22 protein-coding genes are annotated in these 23,450 nt (G+C 44.9%); 17 read left to right on the top strand and 5 right to left on the bottom strand.

Annotation, left to right across the window (positions count from 1 at the left end; genetic code table 11):
- Nucleotides 1-10: 10 nt before the first annotated feature.
- From moaB to H9L11_RS01645, 10 genes are all read left to right on the top strand, one after another.
- Nucleotides 11-523, top strand: a complete 513-nt coding sequence (gene moaB, locus H9L11_RS01690) for a molybdenum cofactor biosynthesis protein B (protein ID WP_005388935.1) — start codon at nt 11-13, stop codon at nt 521-523.
- 26 nt (nt 524-549) lie between these two features.
- Nucleotides 550-1,029, top strand: coding sequence for a cyclic pyranopterin monophosphate synthase MoaC (gene moaC / locus H9L11_RS01685; protein ID WP_005380779.1), 480 nt, complete (start codon nt 550-552; stop codon nt 1,027-1,029).
- Entirely contained in the window at nt 1,026-1,283 is a 258-nt protein-coding gene (gene moaD / locus H9L11_RS01680) for a molybdopterin synthase sulfur carrier subunit (protein ID WP_042523112.1), read from the top strand. The genes moaC and moaD overlap by 4 nt, the downstream gene beginning before the upstream one ends.
- Before the next feature lies 1 nt (nt 1,284).
- Entirely contained in the window at nt 1,285-1,740 is a 456-nt protein-coding gene (gene moaE / locus H9L11_RS01675) for a molybdopterin synthase catalytic subunit MoaE (protein WP_017821374.1), read from the top strand.
- A 531-nt stretch (nt 1,741-2,271) separates the two neighbouring features.
- Nucleotides 2,272-3,948, top strand: coding sequence for an ABC transporter substrate-binding protein (locus tag H9L11_RS01670; protein WP_017633862.1), 1,677 nt, complete (start codon nt 2,272-2,274; stop codon nt 3,946-3,948).
- 128 nt (nt 3,949-4,076) lie between these two features.
- The gene (gene oppB, locus H9L11_RS01665) at nt 4,077-4,997 is read left to right on the top strand and encodes an oligopeptide ABC transporter permease OppB (RefSeq protein WP_005380786.1); all 921 of its coding nucleotides are present in this window, start codon (nt 4,077-4,079) and stop codon (nt 4,995-4,997) included.
- Nucleotides 4,998-5,012: 15 nt separating this feature from the next.
- Nucleotides 5,013-5,915: an oligopeptide ABC transporter permease OppC gene (gene oppC, locus H9L11_RS01660; protein ID WP_176311099.1), complete on the top strand. Its 903-nt coding sequence runs from the start codon at nt 5,013-5,015 to the stop codon at nt 5,913-5,915.
- A gap of 27 nt (nt 5,916-5,942) precedes the next feature.
- Nucleotides 5,943-6,914, top strand: a complete 972-nt coding sequence (locus tag H9L11_RS01655; RefSeq protein WP_005380792.1) for an ABC transporter ATP-binding protein — start codon at nt 5,943-5,945, stop codon at nt 6,912-6,914.
- A complete protein-coding gene (gene oppF, locus H9L11_RS01650) occupies nt 6,893-7,906 on the top strand; it encodes a murein tripeptide/oligopeptide ABC transporter ATP binding protein OppF (protein WP_005387265.1) in 1,014 nt (337 codons plus the stop codon). Before H9L11_RS01655 ends, oppF begins: the two co-directional genes overlap by 22 nt.
- Nucleotides 7,907-8,073: 167 nt before the next feature.
- Nucleotides 8,074-9,021, top strand: coding sequence for a glutathione S-transferase family protein (locus tag H9L11_RS01645; RefSeq protein WP_042523110.1), 948 nt, complete (start codon nt 8,074-8,076; stop codon nt 9,019-9,021).
- Between the two features lie 114 nt (nt 9,022-9,135).
- Here the strand turns inward: H9L11_RS01645 and H9L11_RS01640 are convergent, their stop codons facing one another.
- The 3 genes from H9L11_RS01640 to H9L11_RS01630 form a co-directional block, all read right to left on the bottom strand.
- Nucleotides 9,136-9,558, bottom strand: a complete 423-nt coding sequence (locus H9L11_RS01640) for a hypothetical protein (protein ID WP_005387269.1) — start codon at nt 9,556-9,558, stop codon at nt 9,136-9,138.
- Between the two features lie 343 nt (nt 9,559-9,901).
- Complete coding sequence (gene pta / locus H9L11_RS01635) at nt 9,902-12,046, bottom strand: phosphate acetyltransferase (protein ID WP_205390962.1); 2,145 nt, start codon at nt 12,044-12,046, stop codon at nt 9,902-9,904.
- 136 nt (nt 12,047-12,182) lie between these two features.
- Nucleotides 12,183-13,379, bottom strand: a complete 1,197-nt coding sequence (locus H9L11_RS01630) for an acetate kinase (protein ID WP_005380807.1) — start codon at nt 13,377-13,379, stop codon at nt 12,183-12,185.
- 346 nt (nt 13,380-13,725) lie between these two features.
- On the opposite strand from H9L11_RS01630, the gene yfbV reads away from it, so the two are divergent.
- From yfbV to H9L11_RS01600, 6 genes are all read left to right on the top strand, one after another.
- Complete coding sequence (gene yfbV, locus H9L11_RS01625; protein WP_005380809.1) at nt 13,726-14,178, top strand: terminus macrodomain insulation protein YfbV; 453 nt, start codon at nt 13,726-13,728, stop codon at nt 14,176-14,178.
- A 330-nt stretch (nt 14,179-14,508) separates the two neighbouring features.
- The gene (locus H9L11_RS01620; protein WP_005380811.1) at nt 14,509-15,474 is read left to right on the top strand and encodes an ABC transporter substrate-binding protein; all 966 of its coding nucleotides are present in this window, start codon (nt 14,509-14,511) and stop codon (nt 15,472-15,474) included.
- 174 nt (nt 15,475-15,648) lie between these two features.
- The gene (locus tag H9L11_RS01615; RefSeq protein ID WP_012841584.1) at nt 15,649-16,584 is read left to right on the top strand and encodes an ABC transporter permease; all 936 of its coding nucleotides are present in this window, start codon (nt 15,649-15,651) and stop codon (nt 16,582-16,584) included.
- Nucleotides 16,581-17,375: an ABC transporter ATP-binding protein gene (locus H9L11_RS01610; RefSeq protein ID WP_005387275.1), complete on the top strand. Its 795-nt coding sequence runs from the start codon at nt 16,581-16,583 to the stop codon at nt 17,373-17,375. The genes H9L11_RS01615 and H9L11_RS01610 overlap by 4 nt, the downstream gene beginning before the upstream one ends.
- Before the next feature lie 141 nt (nt 17,376-17,516).
- A complete protein-coding gene (malZ, locus tag H9L11_RS01605; protein WP_205390961.1) occupies nt 17,517-19,343 on the top strand; it encodes a maltodextrin glucosidase in 1,827 nt (608 codons plus the stop codon).
- 174 nt (nt 19,344-19,517) lie between these two features.
- Nucleotides 19,518-20,978 carry a sensor domain-containing diguanylate cyclase gene (locus H9L11_RS01600; protein ID WP_053304228.1) on the top strand — a complete coding sequence of 487 codons (1,461 nt, stop codon included), beginning with the start codon at nt 19,518-19,520 and terminating at the stop codon, nt 20,976-20,978.
- Between the two features lie 50 nt (nt 20,979-21,028).
- On the opposite strand, the gene dusC is transcribed toward H9L11_RS01600, so the two are convergent.
- On the bottom strand, nt 21,029-21,988 hold the full coding sequence (gene dusC / locus H9L11_RS01595) for a tRNA dihydrouridine(16) synthase DusC (RefSeq protein ID WP_205390960.1): 960 nt from the start codon (nt 21,986-21,988) through the stop codon (nt 21,029-21,031).
- Nucleotides 21,989-22,158: 170 nt separating this feature from the next.
- On the opposite strand from dusC, the gene H9L11_RS01590 reads away from it, so the two are divergent.
- Complete coding sequence (locus H9L11_RS01590; protein ID WP_017821378.1) at nt 22,159-22,767, top strand: SEC-C metal-binding domain-containing protein; 609 nt, start codon at nt 22,159-22,161, stop codon at nt 22,765-22,767.
- An 88-nt stretch (nt 22,768-22,855) separates the two neighbouring features.
- On the opposite strand, the gene dsbB is transcribed toward H9L11_RS01590, so the two are convergent.
- Nucleotides 22,856-23,392 carry a disulfide bond formation protein DsbB gene (dsbB, locus tag H9L11_RS01585; protein ID WP_017821379.1) on the bottom strand — a complete coding sequence of 179 codons (537 nt, stop codon included), beginning with the start codon at nt 23,390-23,392 and terminating at the stop codon, nt 22,856-22,858.
- Nucleotides 23,393-23,450 lie beyond the last annotated feature (58 nt).

Raw genomic sequence — 23,450 nt, 5'->3', positions numbered from 1 at the left:
AGGTGAACAAATGGGTCACGCTGAAAGCAAATTCCAACCTGCAAATATTGCCGTTCTAACGGTATCTGACACTCGTACTGAAGAAAACGATACCTCTGGTCGTTACCTAGCTGAGCATGCTCAAGAAGCGGGTCACAACGTAGTAGACAAGCAAATTGTTATTGATGACATGTACAAGATCCGCGCGATTGTTTCTCAATGGATTGCTGATGAAAGCGTACAAGCGATCATGATTACTGGCGGTACAGGTTTCACCTCACGTGATAGCACGCCAGAAGCACTTAAGCCTCTATTTGATAAAGAAGTTGAAGGTTTTGGTGAGTTGTTCCGTATGGTGTCGTACGAAGAGATCGGTACGTCTACGATTCAGTCTCGTGCGATTGCTGGTTTTGCTAACCACACCGTGATCTTCGCAATGCCAGGTTCAACTGGTGCGTGCCGCACAGGCTGGACAAAAATTATTAAACAGCAGTTGGATGCAAGTCATCGCCCTTGTAACTTCATGCCACACCTATCTGTATAACCTTTCCTAAAAGCGAAGGAAAAACAATGACCCAATTTACACATATCAATGCTTCTGGCGAAGCAAACATGGTTGACGTGTCAGCAAAAACGGAGACGGTTCGTGAAGCTCGTGCTGAAGCATTTGTTCACATGGCCCCAGAAACACTTCAACTGATTGTCTCTGGCCAGCACCATAAAGGTGATGTATTTGCGACGGCTCGTATTGCTGGTATTCAAGCTGCGAAGAAAACCTGGGATTTGATTCCACTTTGTCATCCGCTACTACTCTCTAAAGTTGAAGTTCAACTGGAAGCTATCGAAGCAGAGAACAAAGTTCGCATCGAATCAGTATGTAAACTTGCGGGTAAAACTGGTGTGGAAATGGAAGCGCTCACGGCAGCTTCCGTTGCTGCTCTAACGATTTACGATATGTGTAAAGCAGTACAAAAAGACATGGTCATTGGTCAAGTTCGTCTATTAGAGAAAACGGGTGGTAAATCTGGTCACTTTAAGGTGGAATCATGATTAAAGTACTTTTCTTTGCTCAAACTCGCGAGCTGATTGGCATCGACAGTGTTGAGTTAGACGGGCCGTTTGAAACGGTTGAATCAATTCGTGCACATCTAGTGGAAGAAGGCACTAAGAAAGATGGCAAGTGGGATTTAGCACTCGAGTCAGGAAAGCTACTTGCTGCAGTGAACCAATCTATCGTCCCTCTGGATACACAAGTAAAAGCAGGTGATGAAGTTGCGTTTTTCCCGCCGGTAACTGGGGGTTAAGATGGATTCTCGTGTTTCTGTACAAATTGAAGACTTTTCGGTTGAGCAAGAATATCAACGTCTATCTGAAGGGACGGCTGCCGGCGCTGTCGTTACATTCGTTGGTAAAGTTCGAGATATGAACCTTGGGGATAATGTGATTGGTTTACATCTAGAGCACTATCCGGGGATGACAGAGAAGAGCTTGAGCGACATTTGCGATCAAGCTGAGTCTCGCTGGCCACTATTAGGTGTACGCGTGATTCATCGCGTCGGAGACATGGATAGCGGTGATCAAATTGTATTTGTGGGCGTTTCCAGTGCGCACCGCGGCGCGGCATTTGATGCGTGCGAGTTCATCATGGATTATCTGAAAACCCAAGCTCCATTTTGGAAAAAAGAGCGTACGACGAATGAAGATCGTTGGGTTGAGTCGCGCGACACCGATCATCAAGCTGCACAGCGTTGGGAAAAATAGAACTAACCCGCATTCTAGTGAAAAAAGCTAAGTGCTAATGGTACTTAGCTTTTTTTGTATTTATCTTCATTGTATTGCTCACTTTGTTTCAATATTTCCTATCTTTTGTCTGGTGATATTCTTCACAATAAAAGTTTTTTGCCCAATATATAAACAATTATTTGTTAGACTTGATTTGTCATAAATGTTAAATGATGTGTAAATATCTAGCATAAGATGCTAGTAAATGGTTTAAACTCAGATTAATCGAAAGTTTCGCCTGTTAAATGTCGCTTCTGGTCTTTATTTGGCTGGTGAATGCTTTGGGGTTAGAGTTTACTGCTAGATATGTGTGGTTTAGTCAGCATTATTGGTTTTTTTGCTACATTTTTATGGCAAATTACTTCAATGATTGCTAATGTGTGCCGCAGTCTTTGTAAGGTTTTAGACTTTTGTGCTCAGAAAGTGCACTAAAAAAATCTAAAACTCTGACCGTTCCAGGCCCTTACAAAGAAGTCATGGATGCTAACGAAAAAATTTGGAGTTTTACGCATGTATAAGAATAAAATCACGCGCGCTTTATTTATTGGTGCTGGTCTTTCTCTCGCTCTAGCTGGTTGTGGTGAAAAGCCTGCGGAGAAACAAGCTGCTGAGCCTGCTCCGGCTCCAGCCCCTGAAGCTAAATCTGATTCTAAAGAGCCAAAACTTGCTGCTGTTCAAGAATTGGTGCGTGGTAACGGTACAGAAGTTGCGACAATAGACCCTCATAAATCTCAAGGTGTTCCAGAATCCCACGTGATTCGCGATCTTCTTGAAGGCCTTGTAAACCAAGATGCGGACGGTAACACTATCCCTGGTGTTGCAGAATCTTGGGAAACTGAAGACAACAAAACATACACTTTCCACTTACGTGAAGACGCAAAATGGTCAAACGGTGATCCTGTCACTGCAGGTGATTTCGTTTACAGCTTCCAACGCGCAGTCGATCCAGCAACCGCCTCTCCATATGCTTGGTACATGGAATACACCAAGATGAAGAACGCAAAAGACATTGTTGCGGGTAAAAAAGATAAGAGCGAGTTAGGTGTTAAAGCGGTTGACGATCACACGTTAGTGGTTGAGTTAGATACTGCAGTACCATATTTTGTAATGATGATGGGCCACACGACAGTGAAACCTGTTCATCAAGCAACTGTTGAAAAGTTCGGCGATCAATGGACGAAGCCAGAGAACTTTGTAGGTAACGGTGCTTATGTTGTTGACAACTGGGTTGTAAACGAGCGTTTGGTTCTAAAACGTAACGAACAGTACTGGGACAACGAAAACACGACGCTTGACCAAGTTACTTTCCTACCAATCGAGAACCAAGTAGCGGAAATGAACCGCTTCCTAGCGGGTGAAATCGACTTCACGAACGAGCTGCCTACAGAGCACTTCAAGCGTCTGAAGAAAGAGCACCCACAAGAAGTGTCTGTAACCGGTAACTTATGTACTTACTACTACATCTTCAATACGAAGAAAAAGCCGTTTGATGATGTTCGTGTGCGTAAAGCGATTTCTTATGCGATTGACCGTAACATTGTGACCGATGCGATTTTAGGTCAAGGTCAAAAGCCAGCTTACTTCCTAACACCTGAAATTACGGCAGGTTTCAACCCAGAAATTCCTGCATACGGCAAAATGACGCAAGAAGAGCGTAACGCAGAAGCTGCGCGTCTATTGGAAGAAGCGGGTTACGGCGCAGACAACCCTCTTGAATTTAACCTTCTATACAATACATCAGAGAACCACAAGAAACTTGCGGTTGCACTGGGTTCAATGTGGAAGAAGACACTTGGTCTAGACGTTACGCTAGAAAACCAAGAGTGGAAAACTTACCTATCTACCAAAGATTCTGGCAACTTTGAGGTTGCTCGTGCAGGTTGGTGTGGCGACTACAACGAAGCTTCATCTTTCCTAACGCTGATGATGAGTAATAACACTACTGGTGGTATTCACTACGACAGCAAAGAGTACGATGCGATCATGAACAAAGCATTTGCTTCAACTTCTGACGAAGAGCGCCAAGCACTTTACCTAGAAGCAGAGAAGTTGATGGCAAAAGATATGCCAATCGCACCTATCTACCAGTACGTGAAATCACGTCTACTATCACCGAAAGTTGGTGGCTTCCCAGTAAATAACGCGGAAGACAAGATTTACTCTAAAGATCTCTACATCACAGAGTAATTCGTAACTCGATAGAACTATAAAAATGAGGCCCTACATGTGAGAAATTGCATGTAGCGCCTATCTTTAGTCCAAAAGAATTGGACGACTTCTTTAATTTAACTGTCACAGACTGAAAGAGTGAGTTTATGCTTAAATTCATCGCAAAAAGGATATTTGAGGCGATCCCAACAATGTTGGTTTTGATCACCGTATCTTTCTTTCTTATGCGCTTTGCACCGGGAAACCCTTTCTCGACAGAGCGTCCATTGCCACCCGAAGTAATGGCAAACATCGAAGCTAAATATGGCTTGGATAAACCTGTATTTGAACAATACACCACGTATTTGACCAATGTTATCCAAGGTGATTTCGGACCGTCATTTAAATACCTTGATTACTCAGTAAACGAGCTGATCGCGGTTGCCTTACCTGTTTCGGCTAAAGTGGGCTTCATCGCCTTTATCTTTACTTTGATAATGGGGGTTACCGTCGGTACCATTGCTGCGCTCAAGCAAAATACTTGGATTGATTACACCATTATGTCGACTGCGATGCTTGGTGTCGTAATGCCATCCTTTGTATTAGCGCCTGCGCTTATCTACATATTCTCGCTTCATTGGAATATCTTCCCTGCGGGCGGTTGGCAAGATGGTAGCTGGCAGTATTTAGTGCTTCCTGTTATTGGTATGTCGCTACTGTATGTTGCTACCTTTGCTCGTATCACGCGTGGTTCGATGATCGAAACCCTAAACAGTAACTTTATTCGTACGGCACGTGCTAAAGGTCTAAGTTACCGTTATATCATTATCAAACACGCTCTTAAGCCGGCACTTCTCCCTGTTGTTTCTTACATGGGCCCAGCTTTCGTAGGTATCATCACCGGTTCCGTTGTTATCGAAACCATTTTTGGTCTGCCTGGTATTGGTAAACTATTCGTTAACGCTGCGTTTAACCGTGACTACTCGCTAGTAATGGGGGTAACCATTCTGATTGGTTTCCTATTCATTCTATTCAACGCGATTGTAGATATTTTACTTGCAATGATTGACCCGAAAATTCGCTACTAACAGGGACGTTTGGTTATGTTAACGAAAAAAGAAAACCTAGAAGCGATTGAGAAATTCTCCGAAAACTTGGAGATTGAAGGTCGCAGTCTTTGGCAAGATGCTCGTATCCGTTTCATGCGCAACAAAGCGGCGATGGTGAGCTTATTCCTTCTTGTTCTAATGACGTTGGCGGTTATTATCCTGCCAATGATCGCACCGTACACATTTGATGATACTGACTGGTACGCGATGCACGTTGCACCGAATGCTGACCATTGGTTTGGTACTGACAGCTTAGGCCGTGATTTATACGTGCGTACGCTAATTGGAGGTCGTATTTCGTTGATGGTAGGTGTTATGGGTGCATTTGTAGCGGTACTGATTGGTACGCTCTACGGCGCAGCATCTGGTTTCATCGGCGGTAAAGTTGACCGCGTAATGATGCGTATTCTAGAAATTTTATACGCGGTACCGTTTATGTTCCTGGTGATTGTACTGGTAACATTCTTCGGTCGTAACATCATGCTGATCTTCGTTGCGATTGGTGCTATCGCATGGCTAGATATGGCGCGTATCGTACGTGGTCAGACTCTTAGTCTACGTAGCAAGGAGTTTATCGAAGCGGCACATGTGTGTGGTGTAAGCAACTGGAAAATCATTACTCGTCATATCGTACCGAACGTACTGGGTATTGTAGCGGTATACTCTACGCTGCTTATCCCAAATATGATTCTAACGGAATCATTCCTATCATTCCTTGGTCTTGGTGTTCAGGAACCAATGACAAGTTGGGGCGCTCTTCTACAAGAAGGTGCACAGACAATGGAAGTAGCAATCTGGCAGCTGGCATTCCCAGCAGTGTTCATGGTTGTGACGCTATTCTGCTTCAACTACGTTGGTGACGGCCTGCGCGATGCGCTGGATCCAAAAGACAGATAATTAAAAGATAAGATTAAGGAAGCAATGATGAGCTTATTAGATGTCAAAGATCTGCGCGTCGAATTCACCACGCAAGATGGTATCGTAACCGCAGTAAACGATTTGAACTTCTCTCTCAACCAAGGCGAAACCTTAGGTATCGTTGGAGAGTCGGGATCAGGTAAATCTCAAACCGTATTCGCAATCATGGGCCTTTTGGCTAAGAACGGTATTATTTCTGGTAGCGCAAAGTTTGAAGGCAAAGAAATCCTAAACTTACCGGAAAAAGAACTGAACAAAGTGCGTGCGGAACAGATCGCAATGATCTTCCAAGACCCAATGACATCACTGAACCCTTACATGAAAGTGAGTGATCAGTTGATGGAAGTGCTTATGCTGCACAAAGGCATGGGCAAAGCGGAAGCATTTGAAGAATCAGTACGCATGCTGGAAGCGGTAAAAATCCCTGAAGCGCGTAAGCGTATCACGATGTACCCGCATGAGTTTTCAGGCGGTATGCGTCAGCGTGTAATGATCGCGATGGCGTTGTTATGTCGTCCTAAACTGCTTATTGCCGATGAGCCAACAACAGCACTTGATGTGACGGTACAAGCACAGATCATGGACTTGTTGAATGAGCTGAAATCTGAGTTCAACACAGCGATCATCATGATCACGCACGACCTTGGTGTGGTTGCAGGTTCGTGTGACAAGGTGCTGGTGATGTATGCAGGCCGTACTATGGAGTACGGCAACGTAAACGAAATTTTCTACAATCCAAGCCATCCTTATGCGGAGGGGCTGCTGAAGGCGATTCCTCGCCTCGATACTGAGGGTGAAATTCTGCCGACCATTCCTGGTAATCCACCAAACTTGCTTCGTCTACCGCCGGGCTGCCCTTATCAAGAGCGCTGTCACCGTGTGATGGATCGTTGTAAGCGCGAGGCGCCAATTCTGACACCATTTGGTGATGGTCGTCAGCGTGCATGTTTTTCTGAATGGGAGGCTTGGAACAAATGAACGCAGTAGACAAAAAACTAATTCTGGACATTTCTGAGCTGAAAGTTCACTTCAGCATTGCCTCAAAGTCGGCATGGCCGTGGTCAAAGCCTTCGAGCCTGAAAGCGGTAGATGGCGTGAACGTTCGACTATACGAAGGGGAAACGCTTGGTGTAGTAGGTGAGTCAGGTTGTGGTAAATCGACGTTTGCTCGTGCCATCATTGGTCTGGTTGAAGCTACTGACGGCCAAGTAGTTTGGTTGGGTCAAGACCTTACTAAAATGAAAAGCGTTCAGCGCCGTGAGACGCGTAAAGAAATTCAGATGATTTTCCAAGACCCATTGGCATCGCTGAATCCGCGTATGACTGTTGGTGATATCATTGCTGAACCTCTTGAGACATTCTATCCAGAACTGTCTAAGCAGGAAGTGAAAGATCGCGTTAAAGAGATGATGGCGAAAGTTGGCCTATTACCTAACGTGATTAACCGTTACCCACACGAGTTCTCGGGTGGTCAGTGTCAGCGTATCGGGATAGCGCGTGCGCTTATCCTTAAGCCTAAGATGATCATTTGTGACGAGCCAGTATCGGCGCTTGATGTATCTATTCAAGCTCAGGTGGTTAACCTACTTAAAGAGATTCAAAAAGAGTTAGGGCTTTCTCTGGTATTCATTGCGCATGACTTGTCTGTCGTTAAACACATTTCAGATCGCGTTTTAGTTATGTATTTAGGTAATGCCGTGGAACTTGGCGAGGCCGAGGCTCTGTTTGCTGATCCTAAGCACCCATATACGCGTGCGCTGATGTCTGCGGTTCCGATCCCGGACCCGGATATTGAGCGCAATAAGAAAATCCAAATGCTAGAGGGTGATCTTCCTTCACCTATCAACCCACCGTCGGGTTGTGTATTCCGCACTCGTTGCCCACAAGCAACCGAAGAGTGTGCGAAGACGAAGCCAACCATTTTAGGTAATGACGTTCACGCGGTATCTTGTTTACACGTTAGTGTATAAATTCAGCCTGTGACGGGCTTAAGCGCGACACCTTCATCGGGTCGCGCTTTTTTTATGTGTCTGATTTATACATTCGAATTTCTTGAACATGATGTCCTAAGTTCGATGATTCTCTGTTTGATAGGAAACGCTAATATAGACACAAACAGAACGAGAGGAGAGCAATCATGGGTAAGTTGGTTGAAGGTGTTTGGCAAGATGTCTGGTATGACACAAAATCAAATGGTGGCAAATTTGTGCGCGAAGATGCCGGATTCCGTAACTGGGTTAAAAACGACCCTGATGCGGAGTTTACGCCAGAGTCCGGTCGATACCATTTGTATGTCTCTCTTGCTTGTCCTTGGGCACATCGAACCCTCATTTTCCGCAAGCTGAAAGGTTTAGAACCACATATTGATGTCACGGTCGTTTGCCCTGATATGCTCAGCCAAGGTTGGCAAATGGGGCTTCCTGAGCCATTGTTTGGTCACACGCGCATGTATCAAATTTACACGCAGGCCAAACCCGATTACACGGGCCGCGTAACCGTGCCTGTACTTTGGGATAAAAAGACCAATACTATTGTGTCGAACGAGTCGTCAGAGATCATTCGTATGTTTAACTCGGAGTTCAATGCGTTAACAGGGAATCACGACGACTACTATCCAGAACATCTAAAACACGTTATTGATGAGTGGAACGATTTTGTTTATCCGAATGTCAACAACGGAGTGTATCGTTGTGGCTTCGCGACTACGCAAGAGGCGTATGAAGAAGCGTTTGATTCTTTGTTTAATGCGTTAGATAAAATCGATGCTCACCTAGCGACGCATCGTTACTTAGCAGGGAACACAATTACTGAGGCGGATTGGCGTTTGTTTACGACTCTTATTCGTTTTGATGCGGTGTATGTGGGGCATTTCAAGTGTAACAAGCAGCGCATCGCAGACTACGAAAATATACAAGGCTACTTAAAAGAGTTGTATCAAGTTGAAGGCGTCGAAGACACGACGGATTTCTATCACATTAAACGCCACTACTACTTCAGCCACACAGGGATTAATCCGACGCAAGTTGTACCAAAAGGGCCTGATTTAGACCTAAATACTCCTCATGGAAGAGAAAGGATTGGCTAGTTTGCTGCTTCCATCGCAAATGAAAAAGTACTTAACGGTTAGCAATGCCGTTAAGTACTTTTGTGTCATCTAAATACCGGGAGTAGGAAGTTTACTTTTTCATTCATCGTCACCTTACTTAGCGCGTACGATGTCCATCACTAGCTTTCCGTCCACTTTTACAGGACCGTCCTCTTTAGCGCCGAGCGTATACTCAAACACACCAGTCTTCATGCCACCTTTCTCTCCGTGGACCATTAACATCAGCATATCGCCTGATTCTACTGGTTCCATCAAAATTGCATTTACGTTTTCATTCTTTCCCATTTTTAACGGAGCGTAGCCGATAACAGGACCAGGCTTCATTGATTCGTCTGTTCGGTGGACAACCATCCACCCATTGTCATCAGCATGAGCCATTTCAGCGGTCACCGTTCCTCCGGACATATCTTGATCGACGCCTTTAATACTCGAGGCGGAAAAGCTGAATGAAGAAAAACTAATCAGAAACGCAGCTAAACCAAACTTTATCAGTGATGTATTGATGAAATCCTTCATATATATTCCTTAGCAGTCAATGAGTTTGTGCATTGCAGTAGCTTTTACGTATTTCCTAGCAAAAAAGTTTAGCTAAAACGTAAATAATGCCGATAAATTGAACAGGGGCCGTGCTGCCTTGGAGCCAATGTATTTTGGGGAATGGGTCAATCGGTGTAAGAACAAGCGCGAGCATTGTCGATTAGGTGTGGTGGGGCGATAGGGAGAAAAGCTTTGCGCACCAGTAATTATAGGTTGTGCAGTGATTGGTATAAAAAACAAATAAGTGTTCTGGCCAGCAATAGAAAAAGCCCTCGATGAATCGAGGGCTTTGTATCTATATCCAACTAGATGTCAGAAGCGATTATTTAGCTTCTTGGTCTGCTTGGATAGCTGTTAGAGCGATGGTGTACACGATGTCGTCTACTAGCGCGCCACGAGACAAGTCGTTTACAGGCTTACGCATACCTTGCAGCATTGGACCGATAGATACTAGGTCAGCTGAACGTTGTACCGCTTTATAAGTTGTGTTACCCGTGTTTAGGTCTGGGAATACAAATACTGTCGCTTTACCTGCAACTGGAGAGTTTGGTGCTTTAGAAGCAGCAACGTTTTCCATAATAGCAGCGTCGTACTGTAGAGGACCGTCAATGATAAGATCAGGACGTTTCTCTTGAGCCAGTTTTGTTGCTTCACGTACTTTATCAACGTCTGCACCCTTACCAGATTCACCAGTAGAGTAAGAGATCATTGCAACGCGTGGTTCGATACCGAATGCTGCTGCAGAGTCAGCAGATTGGATAGCGATTTCAGCAAGCTGTTCAGCAGTTGGATCTGGGTTGATTGCACAGTCACCGTAAACCAGTACTTGATCAGGCAGAAGCATGAAGAATACTGAAGATACGATAGACGCATTTGGTGCCGTCTTGATGATTTGGAACGGAGGAACGATAGTGTTCGCCGTAGTGTGAACAGCACCAGAAACTAGGCCGTCAACTTCGTCGTTCTCAAGCATCATTGTGCCTAGGAATACTGAATCTTGTAGCTTCTCACGAGCCACAACTTCAGTCATGCCTTTAGCACCGCGCAACTCAACTAGGCGAGCAACGTAGTTTTCACGAACAGCATCTGCATCAATGATGGTTACACCAGTACCTAGCTCAACGCCTTGTTGAGCCGCTACGCGACGGATTTCATCTGGGTTACCTAGAAGTACACAGTCTGCAATGCCGCGTTCAGCACAGATTGCCGCTGCTTTAACTGTGCGTGGTTCGTCACCTTCTGGAAGAACGATACGCTTACCTGCTTTACGAGCAAGTTCAGTTAGCTGGTAACGGAACGCTGGTGGGCTTAGACGACGAGACTTCTGAGTGCCTTCAGTCATAGACTCGATCCAGTTACCGTCGATGTGGCCAGCAACGTGTTCGTTGATGAACTCGATACGCTCTTTATCGTCTGCAGGTACTTCGATGCTGAAGCTCTGTAGGTTTAGAGACGTTTGCCAAGTGTTACCTTGTGCTTTGAAGATAGGTAGACCAGTGTCGAATGCTGGTTTACATAGGCCTTCGATTTCGCTAGGGATATCGTAACCGCCAGTTAGCAGTACTGCACCAATATCCACACCGTTCATTGCAGCAAGAGAAGCAGCAACGATAACATCAGGACGGTCTGCAGAAGTAACAAGTAGAGAGCCCGGTTTGAAGTGCTCAATCATGTTTGGCAGAGAACGTGCACAGAAAGTGATGCTCTTGATGCGGCGAGTGTTGATGTCACCTTCGTTGATGATATCTGCTTTCAGGTGCTTAGCCATGTCGATTGCACGAGTCGCAATCAGATCAATGCTCCATGGCACACAACCTAGTACACGAATTGGAGAAGTGTTAAAAATTTCCATCACTTTCAATTCGTTTTGTTTCGCGCTGTCTGCATCGTCAAAGATTTCAGATAGGTCAGGGCGAGTACGGCCAGCTTCGTCAACAGGAGCGTTTAGCTTGTTGATGATAACACCAGAGATGTTTTTGTTTTTAGTGCCGCCGAAGTTAGAACATGCTACTTCGATACGCTCTTTCAGTTGCGCAGGGTTATCAGTACCTGGAGTCGCAACTAGCACGATTTCTGCACCAAGTGTTGCCGCGATTTCCGCGTTTACTTGGTTTGCAAATGAGTGCTTACGAGTAGGTACAAGACCTTCGATTAGCGTAACGTCTGCGTCTTTGTTGATTTGGTTGTAACGTTCAACAACGGTTTCTAGCAGCTCGTCCATGTTGTCGTTACCGATTAGGCTTTCAGCAACAGACATCGCCATTGGTTCACCGATCTTCATATCGCTGTTACGACCAACGATAGTTGAAGTCAGATCTGGCTGATCACCACCTGAACGTGGCTGACAGATTGGCTTATAGAAAGAAACTTTAACGCCTTTACGCTCCATAGCGCGAAGAACACCCATGCTAACGCTTGTTAGGCCAACGCCTGCGCTAGTAGGGATAAGCATAATAGTACGAGACATTCGTAGAGTACCTTTAGCTATTTGGGGGATAAAAGCTCAACTCTTATTCCATGAAGCTCGAAGAATAGGAGTTGAGCCCCTAAGAAATTCGTTTGAATGAAAATCTGGCTAGCCGAGTGGCTAGCCAGGAATTCAATTAAAGACCTGTCAGGCGAGCAGTGTCTTCAGCGATGACTAGCTCTTCGTTAGTAGAGATAACCATTGCAGGGATACGGCTGTTTTCAGTCGTGATAACGCCTTCGCCGCCGAAGCGAGCTTTAAGGTTAGCTTCGCTATCTACTTCGATACCGAAGATGCCAAGACGGTTTAGAACCATTTCACGGATAGGGCCAGAGTTCTCGCCGATACCGCCAGTGAAAGTGATTGCGTCTAGACGGCCTTCCATTGAAGCAGTGTAGCCAGCAACGTATTTAGCTAGACGGTGGCAGAACACGTCCATTGCGCGTGTTGCTTCTTCTTTTTGACCGTAGTTGTCTTCAACGAAACGACAGTCAGAAGTCACTTCAGTTAGACCTTGAAGACCAGACTCTTTAGTTAGCATCGTGTTGATTTGATCAACAGAGTAACCTAGAGCGTCGTGTAGGTGGAAGACGATAGCAGGGTCGATGTCGCCACAGCGAGTACCCATTACCAGACCTTCAAGTGGAGTAAGACCCATAGAAGTGTCTACAGATTGACCGTTCTTGATCGCACATACAGATGCGCCGTTACCTAGGTGACAGTTGATGATGTTTACTTCTTCAACTGGTTTGTTTAGTAGGCCTGCAACTTCACGAGTGATGAACAAGTGAGAAGTACCGTGCATGCCGTAACGACGGATACCGTGTTCTTTGTATAGGTTGTATGGAAGAGCGTATAGGTAAGACTCTTCAGGCATAGTTTGGTGGAACGCAGTGTCAAATACAGCAACGTTTTTCAGCTCTGGGAAGTTTTTCTTAGCCGCTTCGATACCGATGATGTGAGCAGGGTTATGAAGAGGTGCAAATGTTGCAGCGTCTTGAATACCTTTTAGAACTTCATCAGTAATTAGTGCAGATTGAGTGAACTGCTCGCCGCCGTGAACGATACGGTGACCGATTGCGCCTAGGTTAGCTTTAAGCTCTGGCTTAGAAGCAAGAATAGTTTCTACCATAAACGCTAGTGCTTCTTCGTGAGCTGCACCATTGCCTAGTTGAGCTTCGTGCTTGCCATCAAGTTTCCACTTGATGCGAGCTTCAGGAAGGTGAAGACACTCAGCAAGACCTGACAAGTGCTCGTCGCCGTTCTCGGCATCAACAACGGCAAATTTAAGAGAAGAACTACCGCAGTTTAAAACTAAAACTAGCTTAGACATGTATGACTACCTGTTATTCGTCTGATAAAAAATCAGTTAAAGAATGAAAAATTAATCACAAGAATAGCCGATACCCAGAAGGCTGCGTACTAATCCTGGTCAAAAATTGTTCTAATTCCATATAAAGAAATAGTGATGAACCCTTCCATCACTATGATGCGATCCGTGCAGATAGATATCTCGGAGTTGCTTAAATTGTAAATAACAGCAACAATGAGATTGAGGGTCTGCAAAGGATAGCGATAATAAGCAATGATAACAAAAAAAATTTGAAAGAATATTAACTTTCATCAATTTTTTGTACCTTCAGTTGAAATGTTCAACTATTTTTTAGTGAGAGAGCGGTATGAGTAATAAAGTCGGATTGATCCATAGCCTGAAAGATGGCCAGAATTACATGGAGATCTGGCCGGTTCGTAAAGAGCTAAGCGCCATATTTCCGGAACAGCGTATCATTAAGGCGACTCGCTTTGGCATTAAAGTCATGCCAGCTGTTGCTGCGATCAGCGTACTCACTCAAATGGCATTCAACAATTACCACGCTTTACCTCAATCCATTGTTGTCGCCTTGTTTGCGATTAGCTTGCCACTTCAAGGCATTTGGTGGCTTGGTGCTCGGTCCAACACGAAATTGCCGCCTTCTTTGGCCTCTTGGTATCGGGAGTTGCATCAAAAAATTGTGGAAACAGGTTTTGCATTAGAGCCTGTCAAAGCTCGCCCTCGTTACAAAGAGCTTGCGATAATATTGAACCGAGCGTTTCGCCAGCTCGATAAATCGTCATTAGAGCGTTGGTTCTAATTTAAATTGTTTGAAATGGAGTGTGCACTGGCCGCTCCATTTTTGATCCTGCCTCTATTACCTACTTTGACGGTCGTTGATGAAGCGAGCGAAGCTTTGTTTGCCAAAGATTCTTTCCGGATGAAGAAGTCCCCCCGATCACAAATGTTGCTTTAGTGTTAAATCTTTCTTTTCTTTACTAAGACTTAGTAGTAATAATAAAAACAAGATGCGCAAGAAGTGCACAGTTATACGAACACAACAATACCGCCTTCAAACATTTGAATTCACGAGTCGATACACATATTGAAAGCTCGTGAAACAAGGACGAAGTCACATCAAGGAGTTATGATGAAAACGAAACGTTTATTAGCCACCGCCGTTCTATCAGCTACTGCTATTTTCTCTTCTACCAATGTACTGGCCGCCACTGCAACTGTCGCAGTTTCACAGATTGTCGAACACCCGGCGTTAGACGCGACGCGCCAAGGGTTACTTGATGGTTTGAAAGCGAAAGGCTACGAAGAAGGCAAAAATCTAGAATTTGATTATAAGACCGCACAGGGTAATCCAGCGATTGCGGTGCAAATTGCCCGTCAGTACGTCGGTGAAAATCCTGATGTGTTAGTTGGCATCGCGACACCTTCGGCACAAGCTTTGGTGTCGGCTACTCGCTCTATTCCTGTTGTCTTTACTGCGGTAACAGATCCGGTTGGTGCGAAATTGGTTAAGTCGATGGAACAACCAGGCAAAAACGTAACTGGCCTGTCTGATCTTTCACCCGTTGCTCAGCATGTCGATCTCATCCAAGAAATTCTTCCTCAGGTGAAAAGCATCGGGGTTGTATTTAATCCCGGTGAAGCTAATGCCGTGACTTTAGTTGAATTACTAAAAGAAAGCGCAAAAGCAAAAGGCATACAAGTGGTTGAAGCGACCGCACTAAAAAGTGCTGATGTTCAGTCTGCGACTCAAGCGATTGCAGCGAAATCAGACATTCTTTACGCCCCAACAGACAATACAGTTGCAAGTGCGATTGAAGGGATGATTGTGGCAGCGAATCAAGCGAAGAAACCTGTATTTGGTGGCGCGACGTCGTATGTCGAAAAGGGTGCAATTGCAGGCTTAGGTTTTGACTACTACCAGGTTGGTGTACAAACCGCGGATTACGTGGCGGCGATTCTTGATGGTCAAGAACCAGGCAAGCTGGATGTAAAAGTCGCGACGGGCTCTGACCTTGTAATTAATGAAAGCGCAGCATCTAAGCTCGGTATCAAGCTGCCAAGTTCTGTGATTGAACGTGCGACAAGCATGCAATAAGTAACGCTTTTTGGGGTTAAGCCTGTCACGTTGGTTGATAGAGGCTTGCCCCAAAATTGATACTCGCCAGATTTCTCGTGTAAAGCATTCTGCTAGAGAAGAAGGGGAGTATACGTTAGAAGTCTTAAGTTCAGGTTGGTATTAGCCAGCCTGAGCATGCAGAAAGGAGCAGTTATGTCTGCATTTGCTTTTTTTGGTGCACTCGAAATTGGCTTGATTTATGGCCTAGTCGCTCTGGGTGTGTATCTTACGTTCCGTGTTCTCGATTTCCCCGATTTGAGTGTGGATGGCAGCTTTCCAATGGGAGCTGCGGTAGCTGCAACGGCGATTGTCGCAGGTATTAATCCTTGGCTTGCGACAATAATGGCGATGATAGCTGGTAGTATGACGGGGTGGGTAACCGCTTTTCTGGCTGTTCGGTGTGGTATTTTACACCTGTTAGCTTCCATTCTTACCATGATCGCTGCATTTTCAATTAATATTCGTATTATGGGCAAACCTAATATGGCGTTGCTTGGAGAGGATACTATTCTCACTCCGTTTGAAGCATTGGGCGATGCGATGTTTATTCGCCCTCTGGTTGTTGGGGTCTTAGTTCTTCTGTCCGCTTTCTTTGTCATTCGCCTGCTGAACAGCGACTTTGGTCTTGGTTTACGAGCCACGGGTGTGAATGCGCGTATGGTTTCTGCGCAAGGGGCGAGCACTGGCTTTTATACCTACTTTGGCTTGGCTTTATCCAACGGGTTTGTGGGATTCGCAGGCGCGTTGTTTGCACAAACGAACAGCTTTGCGGATGTGACCTCTGGCGTGGGCACCATTGTCGTTGGTTTGGCAGCTGTGATTTTGGGGCAGACCCTTATTCCCGGGCGCAAGATTTGGGTTGCGGTATTTGCGGTCATCATCGGTTCGGTACTTTATCGCCTTGCAGTGGCTTTCGCTTTGAGCTCTGGCATGTTTGGTTTACAAGCTTCAGACCTCAACCTGGTTACCGCAGTATTGGTGGCTGTGGCGCTTATTGCTCCAAAGCTAAAACAGAGCATGAGAGCGAAACAACGCGTTACTGATGCTAAACAAGCGGCATCAAAAAATGGTTCTGGGGAGGCATTATGATCGAACTAAATAACATTCAGGTCACGTTCAACCCAGGGACGATTTTGGAAAATCGTGCATTGAAAGGCGTCTCTTTAGAGGTTCCAGAGCATCAATTTCTTACCGTGATTGGTTCTAATGGCGCAGGAAAATCGACGTTGCTTGGTGCGGTGACAGGTGAGACGCCGATGATAGGTGGTCAGGTGATCATTGATGGCAAAGACGTCACCAAGCAGACGGTTGCCCAACGTGCAACGCAATGCGCCCGAGTGTTTCAAGATCCATTGGCCGGGACTTGTGGTGAACTGACGATAGAAGAGAACATGGCTCTAGCGCACATGCGTGGTAAAAAACGCAGCTGGGGGTTGGCGCTCTCTACCAAACGTCGCAAGCTGTTCCAAGAGCGAATTAGCATCCTCGGTCTTGGTTTAGAAGACCGCTTGGGCGATAGCATTGGGTTGCTGTCTGGTGGACAACGACAAGCCGTTAGCCTTGTGATGGCGACGTTATCGGAGAGTAAGTTGTTGTTGCTTGATGAACACACGGCTGCGCTTGATCCTCGTATGGCGGCGTTTGTTATCGACTTAACTAAACGTATTGTCGATGAGTTCGATTTAACCGTGATGATGGTGACGCATTCGATGAAAGACGCATTAGCATGTGGCGATAGGACCGTAATGCTTCACCAAGGTGAAATTGTGCTTGATGTGGCTGGAGAGCAGCGCGCTAACATGCAAGTACCAGACTTGTTGGATATGTTCTCCAAAGTGCGTGGTGAAGAGCTGGCAGATGACAGTCTCTTGTTGAACTAAGCGGTATCCGACAAGTCACTACGCCTACTAAGTGTGATCCTCCTTGAGAAAATTGGCTGATATGTCAACTCGCAAGGAGGATTTCTTGTCTCTAATTCTTCAATAACATAGTGGCATATCCGATGACGAGGAGTGCCCATAATGAACCTGCCATTTATTTTTCATAGTCAAACTATTGATGGTTTAGCTTTTAATGACGAGCAAATTACAGTCAGACTGAAAACCGAGACATTGGATTTTGATTCCGTCTATGTGCGTATTGAGCCGGACAATGAAGAATATCTGGTCGACATGGCTCAAATTGGAACAGCTGGGGAATTGTTACTATGGGAGGCATCGTTTCGACCAAATCGAGATCGAGATGTCACACATTATGTGTTTAAGATCCTCAAAGACGGACAGCAATACTGGCTCGATGCACGAGGCGTACAAAAGCGTATTCCACCCAAAGAGTTCCACTTTAAGTTGAATGTAGAGCATCAACCACCAAGCTGGGTCCAACAGCAAGTTTTCTATCAAATCTTTCCTGACCGTTTTTCTGCTAGTAAAAGTGAGTCTGATATTCGCCACGCTTATGCTCAGTATGATTCTGCATCGATCGTTAAGGCGTGGGGAGACGCGGTAGGCTCTCACCAAAATACCGGGGCGCGTGAATTCTTTGGCGGCGACCTCAAAGGTGTGGAGCAAAAGTTGGACTATCTTGAACAGCTCGGCGTTACTGCGCTTTATTTTAATCCGATCTTTTCTTCACCAAGTAATCATAAATACGACACCACCGATTACTTCACTGTTGACCCTATGTTCGGCACCAACGATCAGTTTGCTGAACTGTGTGAGAAAATCCGTGGTAAGAATATGAAGATTGTCTTAGACGCGGTGTTTAACCACACGTCAGTGCATCATCCTTGGTTTGATATCCAACAAAAAGGAGAAGGAGCGTATGGCAATCCGCAGTCAAAGTTCCGTGATTACTACTTTTTCGAAGGCGAAACCAATCACTACATTGGTTGGAAAGGCATTGGTAACTTACCGGTTCTGAACTTTGAAAATGAACAGGTGCGCGACTACATCTACCAAAGTGAAGAGTCTGTCATCAAGTATTGGCTGAAGCCACCGTACTTGGTTGATGGCTGGCGGTTTGATGTAATCCATATGCTTGGCGAAGGGGACGGCGCGAAAAACAATGCTCATTATGTGGCAGCGTTTCGTCATGCAACTAAGTCAGTAAACCCGAATGCTTATGTGTTAGGTGAGCACTTTTTTGAAGCAACGCAGTGGTTGCAAGGTGATCAAGAGGATGGGGCGATGAACTACTACGGTTTCGCTCATCCAGTCCGAGCTTTTATCGCACGACAAGACATTATGTACGATCCAATCAACATTGATGGTTTGGAGTTTAAAGCATGGTTGGACGAAGCCAGAGCAAAAATCCCATTTTCTAATCAGCTATCGCAGCTAAATCAACTCGATAGTCACGATACTGCTCGGTTTATCACATTGGTTGATGGTGATAAGCGTAAAATGAACATCGCGCTAGCAATGCTTATGACTTACGTTGGCACGCCTTGTATTTACTATGGGAGTGAAGTCGGTCTAGAAGGAGGGCTAGACCCGGATAATCGTCGTTGTTTTCCTTGGAATGAAATTGAAAGTTCACAATGGCTATCGCTTTACCAACAATGGATCAAGATACGTAAACAATGTAAGCCTTTACAGTCGGGCTGTATTCAATGGCTTCATTGTACTAACAACCAGTTGGCGTACGCACGTGTACTGGGTCGTGAAGCAGTCGTTGTAATGATTAATCTCAGTGGTAATGAATGTTCAATCGATTTACCTATGTGGCAACTGGGCTTGGAGGTTAGCCAAGTTATATCGTTGTTAGATGACACAGAACAGGTTGATTATAAAGGTCATATCTCTGTCAATATGTCGGCACAGAGCTGCAAATTATGGCGACTAAAGTGACACCACACTCTATATTGATTAAACTCCTTTAATATATAAACGGTCTCAAACAGCGCGCACACATTTGTTTGGTCTCTTGTTATCTGGTGCTGCATTGCATGCGTCACCAGATAACGAGTATCAATTTAATAGCAGTCATAAGAGACTATTGACCTTTCATATGCATGGTACTCAATGGTAAACCAAAGGCGATTTAGCCTCTCATTTGTCATCTTTTTTCCTCTGGCGTTATTTGTAGTGGTTTTACTCGTGACAACGAAAAATTACTATGATGCGGTTAACCGCTATATCGATTCTGAGTATTCGCGTATCGAGCGTGCAATGTCTCGCGGTATTAAAGTACTCACGGCTTTAGATTACAGCTTCACCAACTATACCAATTACGCTAACCCACTGTTTGAAGAACATAATTCTTTAGTCAAAGAAGGGCTTTGTTATCTTTGGCCTATAGATGTGTTATTACTCGAAAGTGTTTATAGTGAAGGGTTACCTGCGGTTGACCTTGATTATATGATCGTAGGGGACGAAAGCTTATGTCAGCAAGGTTCAACGATTAACCAGTTAGCTGAACAAAAGGCGGGTTTTGCGCCGTCATTGTCATTTCTGCACGATATTGAATCGCACATTGTTGGAATCCATTACATTGACAAGCGCGGTTACGTTATCTCCTCACCCGATACCTACGCAAAAAATTTCACAAGAGAGCTTTTGTCAACGCTAAAAGCCCGACCTTTTTGGCAAAAAACCGCGCAAGATAAAGTGAACATTACCTTGGCTGGACCAGGGCCTGTGTTGGACTCGATGGAAGGTCAAGTCATTAGTATGACGGTACCCGTCTATGAGAAAGGAGAACACCAAGGTGTTTTGTCTATTGATTTTGATATCAATACGCTCATGGCTTCATCGCTAGGTCTTGTAGGTCAGTTTCATTTGGTTTCCAATTTACAATCCATTCCTTCAAACAGTACACGAATCAAACCAGTCGAATTAGAGCGATTGAGTGCGAATCACAGCATGTACTACGAGTACAACCTTTGGGATGAAGCTAAGAACCTAGCGGTTTTTGAAAAATACAGCCTTATTGTCGCACTATTTATTTACGTGCTGAGTACCGTCGTCTTGTTCTATGTGAATATGCATAGCGAGCGACGTTACTTTAAAGAACTGGCAGCAAGAGACCCAATGACCAGCTTATTGAATCGTCGAGGTATGCAAACCGTGTGGCGTAATAAGATGACAAAAAAACAGGTTGCTTTGGCAGTGTTCGATATTGATAACTTCAAGAAGATCAACGACACCTATGGTCATGATGTCGGTGATTCTGCAATTCAGCTTGTTGCAAAATGTATACGTGAAAATATTCGCCATACCGATGTTGCCTCAAGGTTTGGTGGCGAAGAGTTCGTTTTAGCTATTTATGACGAAGATTCAGAAGGCATTAAACTCATTTTAAACAGAGTAAAAAAAGCCATAGATGAGCGCTCGATACGCGTAACGAAAGAAGGCTTTACGATCTCTGGCGGTGTGGTGTTTAGTAAAGAGAGCCGAGTAGAAAACTTTGATGAGTTGTTTAAAGCGGCGGATGAAAAGTTATATCAAGCCAAAAGTACCGGAAAAAATAAGATTTGTTACTAGGATTTAGGTACTAAAAAGGACGAGATATTCGTCCTTTTTGTGTTCGGGAATTATGCAACCTGAGAGTTTAAGTCATCGCGGTAGCGTTGAATATGCTCAACAATTGGTGCGGCTTTGTTGAACGTTCTGATTTCTCTAAATAGGTCTTTTGCTTCAGGATAAGCCTGACGTAAGTAAGAGAACCATTGTTTTACGCGGTTTGGGTAATACAAGCCTTTATCGCCTTTCATCTCGAACTTGGAGTAATAGATGAGCAACTCAACCACCTCGGGCCATGACATTGGCTGGTGGTTATGTTTCACCATATTGCCTAAGTTAGGGATATTGAAAGCGCCTCGGCACACCATCAAAGAGTTAACGCCAGTCGTTTCAATGCAACGTTGACCGTCTTCATAATTCCAAATTTCACCATTCGCTATCAGTGAGATATCAAAACGTTCGCGAATTTGGTTGATGTAATCCCATTTTATCTCAGAAGCTTTATAACCACCTTGTTTAGTACGTGCGTGTACGGTCAATTCATTTGCGCCAGCAGACTGAATGGCATCGACAATTTCAAAGCAATCTTCAGGGTTCTCCCAGCCAAGACGAATTTTTGCAGTTACGGGAATGGCTTCTGGAACGGCTTCTCGACAAGCTTTAACCACACGGTGAATTAGCTCTGGATGTTGGAGTAGCGCTGCTCCACCTTTACTTTTGTTGACCATTTTGGCTGGGCAACCAAAGTTTATATCAATGCCTCTTGCGCCAAGGTTTGCCGCTTTAATTGCGTTCTCAGCCATCCAGTTCGGTTCTTGTCCCAACAATTGCACATGTACTGGCACACCAGATGCAGTCTGAGAACCTTGCAACAGCTCTGGGCATAAACGGTGAAACACATGATCGGGTAATAGCTGGTCGATTACGCGAACAAACTCCGTAACACACAGGTCATAGTCGTTTATCTCGGTCAGGATTTGGCGCATCAAATGATCTAAAACGCCTTCCATTGGGCCTAGTACAACTCGCATAGCTTGCCTAATACAGTTTGGTGGTAAAAAGGAGGGCGATTGTAGCGATGTAAGTCAAGTTTGTCATTAAAAGAGTCGAAGCGCCCAATGCCGTCAAACACACAACGTTAGGTTACGTGCTTTTGAGCTCTGAGGTATAATGCCGCCAAATTTATGGGAAACCAGATGTCATGCAATACACATTGATTGAAAAAGGTGAAGTTCACGTCGATGAATCTTGCCTATTTATCGAAGGCGCAGTGTTAGCTGCGAATCTGACGACAAAACCACTCGCTCCTGAAAAGTGGTTAGAGCCGCTATTAGGTGAGGGATTCAAAGCGATTCAACCAGCTGTGGAAGAGCAAATTCACAAGCAGCATAACCGAATTCAACGAAACGAATATTCCGTGCTAGAGCTAACAGGCAAAGAACCTGAACAACTTGCTGATTTTGCCGAAGGCTTTATGTCTGTTTGGCCAATGATTGAAGAACAGTGGCAAGACGTTGAGCTCAATGATGGATTACAGCGTATGCTGCAAGCATTACTGACCACTTTGATGCTGGCGATCGATGAGCCAGCAACGCAGCAACAGATGCGCGACGCAGGTATTGAAACGCCACCGGCCCTGACAGATTTAGTCGACCAGCTTGATTTAATGGTCGGTGAAGTCGCGCTGGGCGCGGATGAGTTGATGGTAGGCAATAAAGCTCAAAGCCTAAACCCATTCAAAGGTATCGGGCGCAATGATCTCTGTCCTTGTGAGAGCGGAAAAAAATTCAAGCAGTGCTGTGGTCAATAACGTGGCTAAGTCGAATCGCCGCGCTATCCACTTAACAAAAAGCCGACCAGATGGTCGGCTTTTTGTTAATTTTTACGCGTCAGTAGGATTAACGAATTGGATTAACGCGTTTTGCAGGGAAGAATTGTGCAATTACAATTAATGCCAAAGCGATTAAATTGCCTGCAAAAATTACGACTAACCATTGTGGCATTGATAAATCAAGGAACTGCCATACAACCTTAGAGCAATCACCATATGCTTCAAACATCCAAGGAACCCACTGATTGAGCGGAGCCCAGCTAGGGAATGTGACGAATAAATCGCAAGTCGCGAATGGTGATGGATTAAACTGGTAGTCAACGTGCTGCATCGCAAGTAACAAACCCTTGTAAGCACTTAATCCCCAGCCTATCAAACCTAGCCAGCGGAAAATTGGGTTCTTGGGTGCCAATATACCAACCATTGCAGCGACGCCCACTCCCATCATCGCGACTCTTTCATAAATACACATGACACATGGTGCAAGCATCATGACGTGCTGAAAATAGAGGGCACATGCTTCAAAGAAAACGACGAATAGCAGAAGCAGTAGCCACGATAAACGTCCCTTTGAAAACTGGTTAAGTGAATTTAAAATAGTCACGTTTTTGTTCCTGTCTGAAATAGAAAAAGCTCTGAATACTCAGAGCTTTTTATCGTGG

It is taken from the genome of Vibrio sp. sp1 (assembly GCF_016920955.1).
Lineage (GTDB): Bacteria > Pseudomonadota > Gammaproteobacteria > Enterobacterales > Vibrionaceae > Vibrio > Vibrio alginolyticus.
The sequence above is the reverse complement of the archived record's forward strand: the minus strand, read 5'-3'. Positions and strand labels throughout refer to the sequence as shown.

Coding starts and splice junctions, on each gene's coding strand:
- moaB (WP_005388935.1), top strand. CDS start 11: ATGGGTCACGCTGAAAGCAAATTCCAACCTGCAAATATTGCCGTTCTA.
- moaD (WP_042523112.1), top strand. CDS start 1,026: ATGATTAAAGTACTTTTCTTTGCTCAAACTCGCGAGCTGATTGGCATC.
- moaC (WP_005380779.1), top strand. CDS start 550: ATGACCCAATTTACACATATCAATGCTTCTGGCGAAGCAAACATGGTT.
- H9L11_RS01630 (WP_005380807.1), bottom strand. CDS start 13,379: ATGTCTAAGCTAGTTTTAGTTTTAAACTGCGGTAGTTCTTCTCTTAAA.
- yfbV (WP_005380809.1), top strand. CDS start 13,726: ATGAGTAATAAAGTCGGATTGATCCATAGCCTGAAAGATGGCCAGAAT.
- pta (WP_205390962.1), bottom strand. CDS start 12,046: ATGTCTCGTACTATTATGCTTATCCCTACTAGCGCAGGCGTTGGCCTA.
- H9L11_RS01645 (WP_042523110.1), top strand. CDS start 8,074: ATGGGTAAGTTGGTTGAAGGTGTTTGGCAAGATGTCTGGTATGACACA.
- dusC (WP_205390960.1), bottom strand. CDS start 21,988: ATGCGAGTTGTACTAGGCCCAATGGAAGGCGTTTTAGATCATTTGATG.
- oppB (WP_005380786.1), top strand. CDS start 4,077: ATGCTTAAATTCATCGCAAAAAGGATATTTGAGGCGATCCCAACAATG.
- malZ (WP_205390961.1), top strand. CDS start 17,517: ATGAACCTGCCATTTATTTTTCATAGTCAAACTATTGATGGTTTAGCT.
- H9L11_RS01615 (WP_012841584.1), top strand. CDS start 15,649: ATGTCTGCATTTGCTTTTTTTGGTGCACTCGAAATTGGCTTGATTTAT.
- H9L11_RS01670 (WP_017633862.1), top strand. CDS start 2,272: ATGTATAAGAATAAAATCACGCGCGCTTTATTTATTGGTGCTGGTCTT.
- H9L11_RS01640 (WP_005387269.1), bottom strand. CDS start 9,558: ATGAAGGATTTCATCAATACATCACTGATAAAGTTTGGTTTAGCTGCG.
- H9L11_RS01620 (WP_005380811.1), top strand. CDS start 14,509: ATGAAAACGAAACGTTTATTAGCCACCGCCGTTCTATCAGCTACTGCT.
- H9L11_RS01655 (WP_005380792.1), top strand. CDS start 5,943: ATGAGCTTATTAGATGTCAAAGATCTGCGCGTCGAATTCACCACGCAA.
- H9L11_RS01600 (WP_053304228.1), top strand. CDS start 19,518: ATGGTAAACCAAAGGCGATTTAGCCTCTCATTTGTCATCTTTTTTCCT.
- moaE (WP_017821374.1), top strand. CDS start 1,285: ATGGATTCTCGTGTTTCTGTACAAATTGAAGACTTTTCGGTTGAGCAA.
- oppC (WP_176311099.1), top strand. CDS start 5,013: ATGTTAACGAAAAAAGAAAACCTAGAAGCGATTGAGAAATTCTCCGAA.
- oppF (WP_005387265.1), top strand. CDS start 6,893: ATGGGAGGCTTGGAACAAATGAACGCAGTAGACAAAAAACTAATTCTG.
- H9L11_RS01590 (WP_017821378.1), top strand. CDS start 22,159: ATGCAATACACATTGATTGAAAAAGGTGAAGTTCACGTCGATGAATCT.
- H9L11_RS01610 (WP_005387275.1), top strand. CDS start 16,581: ATGATCGAACTAAATAACATTCAGGTCACGTTCAACCCAGGGACGATT.